This window comes from Citrobacter sp. Cf136 (genome assembly GCF_030333815.1).
GTDB lineage: Bacteria > Pseudomonadota > Gammaproteobacteria > Enterobacterales > Enterobacteriaceae > Citrobacter > Citrobacter freundii.
The window spans coordinates 20,911-27,143 of record NZ_JAOWFE010000036.1; the positions used below are offsets into that span (position 1 = coordinate 20,911).

Sequence of the window (6,233 nt, forward strand, 5' to 3'; positions counted from 1 at the left end):
TCAGACCAGACGGTTACCGGGTACAAACCATTCCCGGCGTGAATTAAGCAGATCCTGCGCGCTCATGGCTTTTTTACCGGCAGGCTGCAAAGAGACGAGATTCAGGATGCCGTCGCCCGTTGCGACCTGAATACCCTGCTTTGTTGCCTCCAGAATGGTGCCTGGCGCAGCCTGGGTGTTTTCCGCAATAACCGAAGCTTGCCAGACTTTCACTGGTTGACCGTCGATTTCAAGCCAGCTCATTGGCCATGGGTTAAAGGCGCGGATGCAGCGTTCCAATTGAACAGCCGAAAGCGACCAGTCGATACGGGCCTCTTCTTTGCTGAGTTTTTCTGCATGCGTAACCAGTGATTCATCTTGTACCACCGGGTTTATTGTGCCGGCAGCCAGCTGTTTTAGCGTTTCAATCAGCCCCTGCGGTCCCAAATCTGCCAGCTTATCGTATAACGAACCGCTGGTATCTTCTGCCGTAATCGGGCAAGACAGCTTAAGCAGCATATCTCCGGTGTCGAGGCCAACATCCATCTGCATGATGGTTACACCTGTTTCGGTGTCACCTGCCCACAGTGAGCGCTGGATCGGTGCTGCACCACGCCAGCGTGGAAGCAGGGAGCCGTGAACGTTGATACAACCCAGACGCGGCATTTCCAGTACGGCTTTTGGCAGAATCAGGCCATATGCCACCACCACCATCACGTCTGCGCGTAAATCAGCAACCAACTGCTGGTTTTCCTGAGGGCGAAGAGAGACAGGTTGGAAAACCGGTATCCCTTTTTCTTCCGCCAGCACTTTGACCGGGCTGGGCATCAGCTTTTTACCGCGTCCCGCCGGGCGGTCCGGTTGGGTAAACACGCCAACGACGTTGTGTCCAGAAGACAACAGCGCGTCGAGATGACGCGCTGCAAAGTCAGGTGTACCCGCAAAAATAATACGTAGTGAGTCTGACACGTTGATTCTTGTCCTTAAGCTCGGGCGTTCAGGCGGTCGAGTTTTTCAACTTTCTGACGAATGCGTTGTTGCTTCAACGGAGACAGATAATCGATAAACAGTTTACCGACCAGGTGATCCATTTCATGTTGAATGCAGATAGCCAGTAGGCCATCGGCTTCCAGTTCAAAAGATTTGCCGTTGCGATCGAGCGCACGAATTTTTACTTTCTCTGCGCGTGGTACTAACGCACGCTGTTCAGGAATCGACAGACAGCCTTCTTCAATGCCGGTTTCGCCGTCTTTTTCCAGCAGCTCTGGGTTAATGAGTACCAACTGCTCGTCGCGGTTTTCAGAGACATCAATAACGATGATGCGCTGATGAATATCGACCTGTGTTGCTGCCAGGCCGATACCTTCTTCGGCATACATCGTTTCGAACATATCATCAACGATGCGCTGAATTTCTGCATTCACTTCTTCGACCGGTTTTGCGACTTTGCGAAGGCGCTCGTCCGGAATATGTAACACTTGCAAAACTGACATAGTTATCCAGAGTTGTGTTCAGGAGTTGAAAAGATTATTACCTCTATTCTAGACAAAACCCCCTCTGATTGACAGCATCAGTGACCAATCGCAAAGATTGCCAGGACTGCTTGTGGCAGGGGGACAAGGATGACCCAAATCGAAATTTGGCTACGTTTAGCGCAAGTGAATGAACTGTATGGTGATGAGATGGTGCGCATTGCCCACTGGCTCAATACTCAACCGTCGATTAGCAACGCGGTACTCCTGCAGGCAGGATTCTCTCCCCGCCAGGCAAGGCGCTTTTTAACCTTTTCGGATCTGACGCTGGAAAAAACGTTGCGTTGGCTTGAACAGCCTAACCACCATTTTGTGGTTGCCGACAGCGAGCATTACCCGCCACAGCTCCGTGCGATTGAGGATTATCCTGGGGTGCTTTTTGTCGCAGGAAATCCCGCATGTCTTCGCTCGTTCCAGGTGGCCGTTGTCGGCAGCAGACAGCACTCCTGGTATGGCGAACGCTGGGGGCGATTGTTTTGTGAAAAGCTTGCAGCATGTGGTGTGACGATCACCAGCGGTCTGGCCCGAGGAATTGATGGCGTGGCACACAGTGCTGCGATAAACCGACAAGGCACAAGTATTGCGGTGCTGGGAAATGGACTTGAGACCATTCACCCACGACAGCATATCCGTCTTGCTCAGCGACTGATTGAGGCAGGTGGTGCACTGGTGTCTGAGTTCCCATTAGATACGCTCCCTTTGCCACGCAATTTTCCCCGACGAAATCGCATTATCAGTGGTCTAAGTAAAGGTGTACTGGTCGTCGAAGCTGCACAGCGTAGCGGGTCACTGGTTACTGCTCGCTGTGCACTGGAACAAGGGCGGGAGGTGTTTGCTTTACCAGGGCCGATTGGGAGCCCGGGAAGTGAAGGCCCGCATTGGCTAATTCAGCAGGGAGCCATGCTTGTGACGACACCAGAGGAAATTCTTGAAAATTTGCAATATGGGCTGCAATGGTTGCCAGATGAACCTGAAAAATCAATTTATTCGCCAGATCACGAAGAGGTGGCATTGCCATTTCCGGAGCTCCTGGCTAACGTAGGAGATGAGGTAACACCTGTTGACGTCGTCGCTGAACGTGCCGGCCAACCTGTGCCAGAGGTAGTGGCTCAACTGCTCGAACTGGAGTTAGCAGGGTGGATCGCAGCTGTACCCGGCGGCTATGTCCGATTGAGGAGGGCATGCCATGTTCGACGTACTAATGTATTTGTTTGAGACATATATCCATAACGAAGCTGAGCTGCGTGTGGATCAGGACAAACTGGAACGGGATCTTACCGACGCTGGTTTTGATCGTGAAGACATTTACAACGCGTTACTTTGGCTGGAAAAGCTTGCTGACTATCAGGATGGCCTTGCTGAACCTATGCAACTGGCATCTGACCCTCTTTCTATACGTATTTATACTGCGGAAGAGTGCGATCGACTGGATGCAAGCTGTAGAGGATTCCTGCTATTCCTGGAGCAGATTCAGGTGCTAAACCTCGAAACGCGAGAAATGGTCATTGAGCGTGTACTCGCGCTGGATACGGCAGAGTTCGATCTGGAAGACCTGAAGTGGGTAATCCTGATGGTGCTATTCAACATTCCAGGTTGTGAAAATGCCTATCAGCAAATGGAAGAATTACTCTTTGAAGTGAATGAAGGTATGCTGCATTAATCAATCTTCATTCAGTATGAGTTGTTATGGCTAAATCAGCACTGTTCACGGTGCGTAAAAATGAGCCCTGCCCACAATGCGGGGCTGAATTGGTTATTCGTTCCGGGAAACACGGTCCGTTTCTCGGTTGTTCACACTATCCAGAATGCGATTACATCCGTCCGCTGAAATCTTCCGCGGACGGACATATTGTCAAAGTTCTGGAGGGTAAGCTTTGTCCTGCATGTGGCGCTGAGCTGGTGCTGAGACAGGGACGATTCGGTATGTTCATTGGATGCAGTGACTATCCTGCGTGCGATCACACCGAGCTCATCGACAAGCCTGATGAAACAGCAATAGTCTGTCCTCAATGCCAGACTGGTCATCTTGTCCAGCGGCGTTCCCGTTATGGCAAAACCTTCTACTCCTGCGATCGCTATCCGGAGTGCCAGTTTGTCATTAACTTCAAACCGTTATCCGGAGAATGTCCTGAGTGTCATTATCCGCTTCTCATCGAAAAGAAAACCGCACAGGGTGTGAAGCATTTCTGTGCCAGTAAACAATGTGGAAAGCCGATTTCGGCGGAATAAAAAAGTGAATAATAACCTGCCCACAGACGCTATCGCTGCGGCGATAGCGGTTCTGAAACAAGAAAAAGTCATCGCCTATCCAACTGAAGCTGTTTTCGGTGTCGGTTGCGATCCCGACAGCGAAACGGCTGTTACCCGTCTGTTAGAGTTAAAACAACGCCCAGTCGATAAAGGTTTAATTTTGATTGCGGCAAGCTTTGACCAGCTAAAACCCTATATCGACGATAGCATGCTCACCGAGGCCCAACGTGAGGCTGTGTTCGCCCGCTGGCCTGGGCCTGTTACTTTCGTTTTCCCGGCGCCCGCGACTACGCCTCGTTGGTTGACCGGTCGTTTTGACTCGCTGGCCGTGCGTGTCACCGATCATCCGCTGGTGGTTGCATTGTGCCAGGCTTATGGCAAACCATTAGTCTCTACCAGCGCTAATCTGAGTGGCTTACCGCCTTGCAGAACGGTTGAGGAAGTCCTTGCGCAGTTTGGTACAGACTTTCCTGTGGTTGAGGGGGAGACCGGAGGCCGTTTGAATCCTTCGGAGATCCGTGATGCTCTGACGGGTGAACAGTTTCGACAGGGGTAATATGAAAGAAGCCTATGCTGTTTTTGGTAATCCGATAGCGCACAGTAAATCGCCCTTTATTCATCAGCAATTTGCAGAGCAGTTGAAGATTGATCATTCCTATGGGCGTGTACTGGCGCCCATCAATGATTTTGTGAATACGCTGAACGCTTTTTTTGCTGAGGGCGGGAAGGGGGCAAATGTCACTGTGCCTTTTAAAGAAGAGGCGTTTGCACGTGCTGATGAACTAACGGAGCGGGCATCGCTTGCTGGAGCGGTCAACACCCTTAAACGGCTGGAGGATGGGCGTTTACTGGGAGACAACACGGATGGTATCGGCTTATTAAGCGATCTTGAGCGTTTATCTTTCATTCATCCCGGATCGCGAGTTCTGCTGATTGGTGCGGGTGGTGCATCCCGTGGAGTTTTATTACCTCTTCTTTCTATGGATTGTGCGGTGACTATTGTTAACCGTACCGCTTCGCGCGCTGAAGAACTGGCACAAATCTTCTCCCACACCGGCAGCGTGCAGGCGGTGGGAATGGACGATCTTGAAAATTGCAGTTTTGATTTGATCATCAATGCCACATCCAGCGGAATGAGCGGTGAGATACCAGCTATTCCAGCATCTCTTATCCACCCTTCGGTCTATTGTTATGACATGTTTTATCAGAAAGGGAACACACCGTTTCTTTCCTGGTGTGTTTCGCATGGGGCGAAACATTATGCCGATGGCCTGGGGATGCTGGTGGGGCAGGCTGCGCATGCAGTTTTACTTTGGCATGGCGTTTTGCCACAGGTGGAGCCTGTCATAAAAAGCATGCAACAGGAATTGTCGGCATGAATCAGGCGATCCAGTTTCCCGATCGGGAAGAATGGTGCACGGATGTTAACGCCGTTGTGTTTCCAGCGATGGTTCATGGTATGCAGTTAACATGTGCCATATCTGGAGAGATTATGGCGTCCCGCTTTGGCGGCGACACGCCTGAGCAGTGGTTGGAAATATTTCAACAGCATCGCTGGGATCTGGAAGAAGAAGCTGAAGCATTGATCCAGGCCCAGCAGGAAGATGCTCAAGGTTGGGTGTGGTTACTCTGACTTAAATACTCGTCTTTCCACTTAACATAGTTGTTAGCTGAATATTGTAAGCCTGCTTTCTCTTCATCGCTTAATGGACGGATTTGCTTAACCGGGCTTCCCAGGTACAGATATCCGCTTTCCAGGCGCTTGTTTTGTGGAACCAGGCTACCAGCCCCAATCATAACGTCGTCTTCTACGACTACGCCATCCAGCAGAATCGATCCCATGCCGACTAATACACGGTTGCCAATGATACAGCCGTGTAGCATGACTTTATGACCAACCGTAACGTCCTCACCCACGATCAGTGGATTACCCTGCGGATTAGACGTGGATTTATGCGTGACATGGAGAACGCTGCCGTCCTGGATGTTTGTACGGGCACCAATTTGTACATAGTTAACGTCGCCACGAATGGCAACCAGTGGCCAAATTCCGACATCATCAGCTAAACGAGCATCACCAATGACGACACTACTGGTGTCGATCATCACGCGATTTCCGATCTGTGGGAAAAGATCCTTATAAGGACGCAATACATCAGACATGTTTACCTCAACGAAAATAGAGCAGTAATGAAGACTTTGGTTGGATTATTGAGACTGTGCAAGTGGTTTAGCTATCAAAAATCAGTCAAATTGCGCAGGAATGTAGCGAAAGGAGTGAAAAACAAGCATTCAGAAAAAAAGATCCAAAAAATACTTGTGCTAAAAAATGGGATCCCTATAATGCGCCTCCATCGACACGGCGGATGTGAATCACTTCACGCAAACAGCTGGTTCGGTTGAAGAGAAAAACCTGAAAATGAGGGTTGACTCTGAAAGAGGAAAGCGTAATATACGCCACCTCGCGACAGA

The 6,233-nt window shown here is 50.3% G+C and carries 9 protein-coding genes; 6 read left to right on the forward strand and 3 right to left on the reverse strand.

Translation table 11 applies throughout. The features are described 5' to 3' along the window. Entirely contained in the window at nt 1-948 is a 948-nt protein-coding gene (gene fmt / locus OGV98_RS13805) for a methionyl-tRNA formyltransferase (protein WP_003845229.1), read from the reverse strand. A gap of 14 nt (nt 949-962) precedes the next feature. Then, a complete protein-coding gene (gene def / locus OGV98_RS13810; RefSeq protein ID WP_003031159.1) occupies nt 963-1,472 on the reverse strand; it encodes a peptide deformylase in 510 nt (169 codons plus the stop codon). A 129-nt stretch (nt 1,473-1,601) separates the two neighbouring features. Here def and dprA point away from each other — a divergent pair, with 129 nt between their 5' ends. From dprA to OGV98_RS13840, 6 genes are read left to right on the forward strand one after another with little or no spacing between them, the layout of a single operon-like run. Further along, nucleotides 1,602-2,726, forward strand: coding sequence for a DNA-protecting protein DprA (gene dprA, locus OGV98_RS13815; RefSeq protein ID WP_003842154.1), 1,125 nt, complete (start codon nt 1,602-1,604; stop codon nt 2,724-2,726). Beyond that, nucleotides 2,698-3,171, forward strand: a complete 474-nt coding sequence (gene smg / locus OGV98_RS13820) for a DUF494 family protein Smg (RefSeq protein ID WP_003031162.1) — start codon at nt 2,698-2,700, stop codon at nt 3,169-3,171. The genes dprA and smg overlap by 29 nt, the downstream gene beginning before the upstream one ends. 26 nt (nt 3,172-3,197) lie before the next feature. After that, the gene (locus OGV98_RS13825) at nt 3,198-3,740 is read left to right on the forward strand and encodes a DNA topoisomerase family protein (protein ID WP_003842156.1); all 543 of its coding nucleotides are present in this window, start codon (nt 3,198-3,200) and stop codon (nt 3,738-3,740) included. A gap of 4 nt (nt 3,741-3,744) precedes the next feature. Continuing rightward, nucleotides 3,745-4,317, forward strand: coding sequence for an L-threonylcarbamoyladenylate synthase type 1 TsaC (gene tsaC / locus OGV98_RS13830; protein WP_016151080.1), 573 nt, complete (start codon nt 3,745-3,747; stop codon nt 4,315-4,317). 1 nt (nt 4,318) lies between these two features. After that, entirely contained in the window at nt 4,319-5,140 is an 822-nt protein-coding gene (aroE, locus tag OGV98_RS13835; protein ID WP_003842160.1) for a shikimate dehydrogenase, read from the forward strand. Beyond that, nucleotides 5,137-5,394 carry a DUF1488 family protein gene (locus OGV98_RS13840; protein WP_044702712.1) on the forward strand — a complete coding sequence of 86 codons (258 nt, stop codon included), beginning with the start codon at nt 5,137-5,139 and terminating at the stop codon, nt 5,392-5,394. The genes aroE and OGV98_RS13840 overlap by 4 nt, the downstream gene beginning before the upstream one ends. Here the strand turns inward: OGV98_RS13840 and OGV98_RS13845 are convergent. Further along, entirely contained in the window at nt 5,370-5,924 is a 555-nt protein-coding gene (locus OGV98_RS13845; RefSeq protein WP_003031171.1) for a gamma carbonic anhydrase family protein, read from the reverse strand. The genes OGV98_RS13840 and OGV98_RS13845 overlap by 25 nt on opposite strands. Between the last annotated feature and the right edge of the window lie 309 nt (nt 5,925-6,233).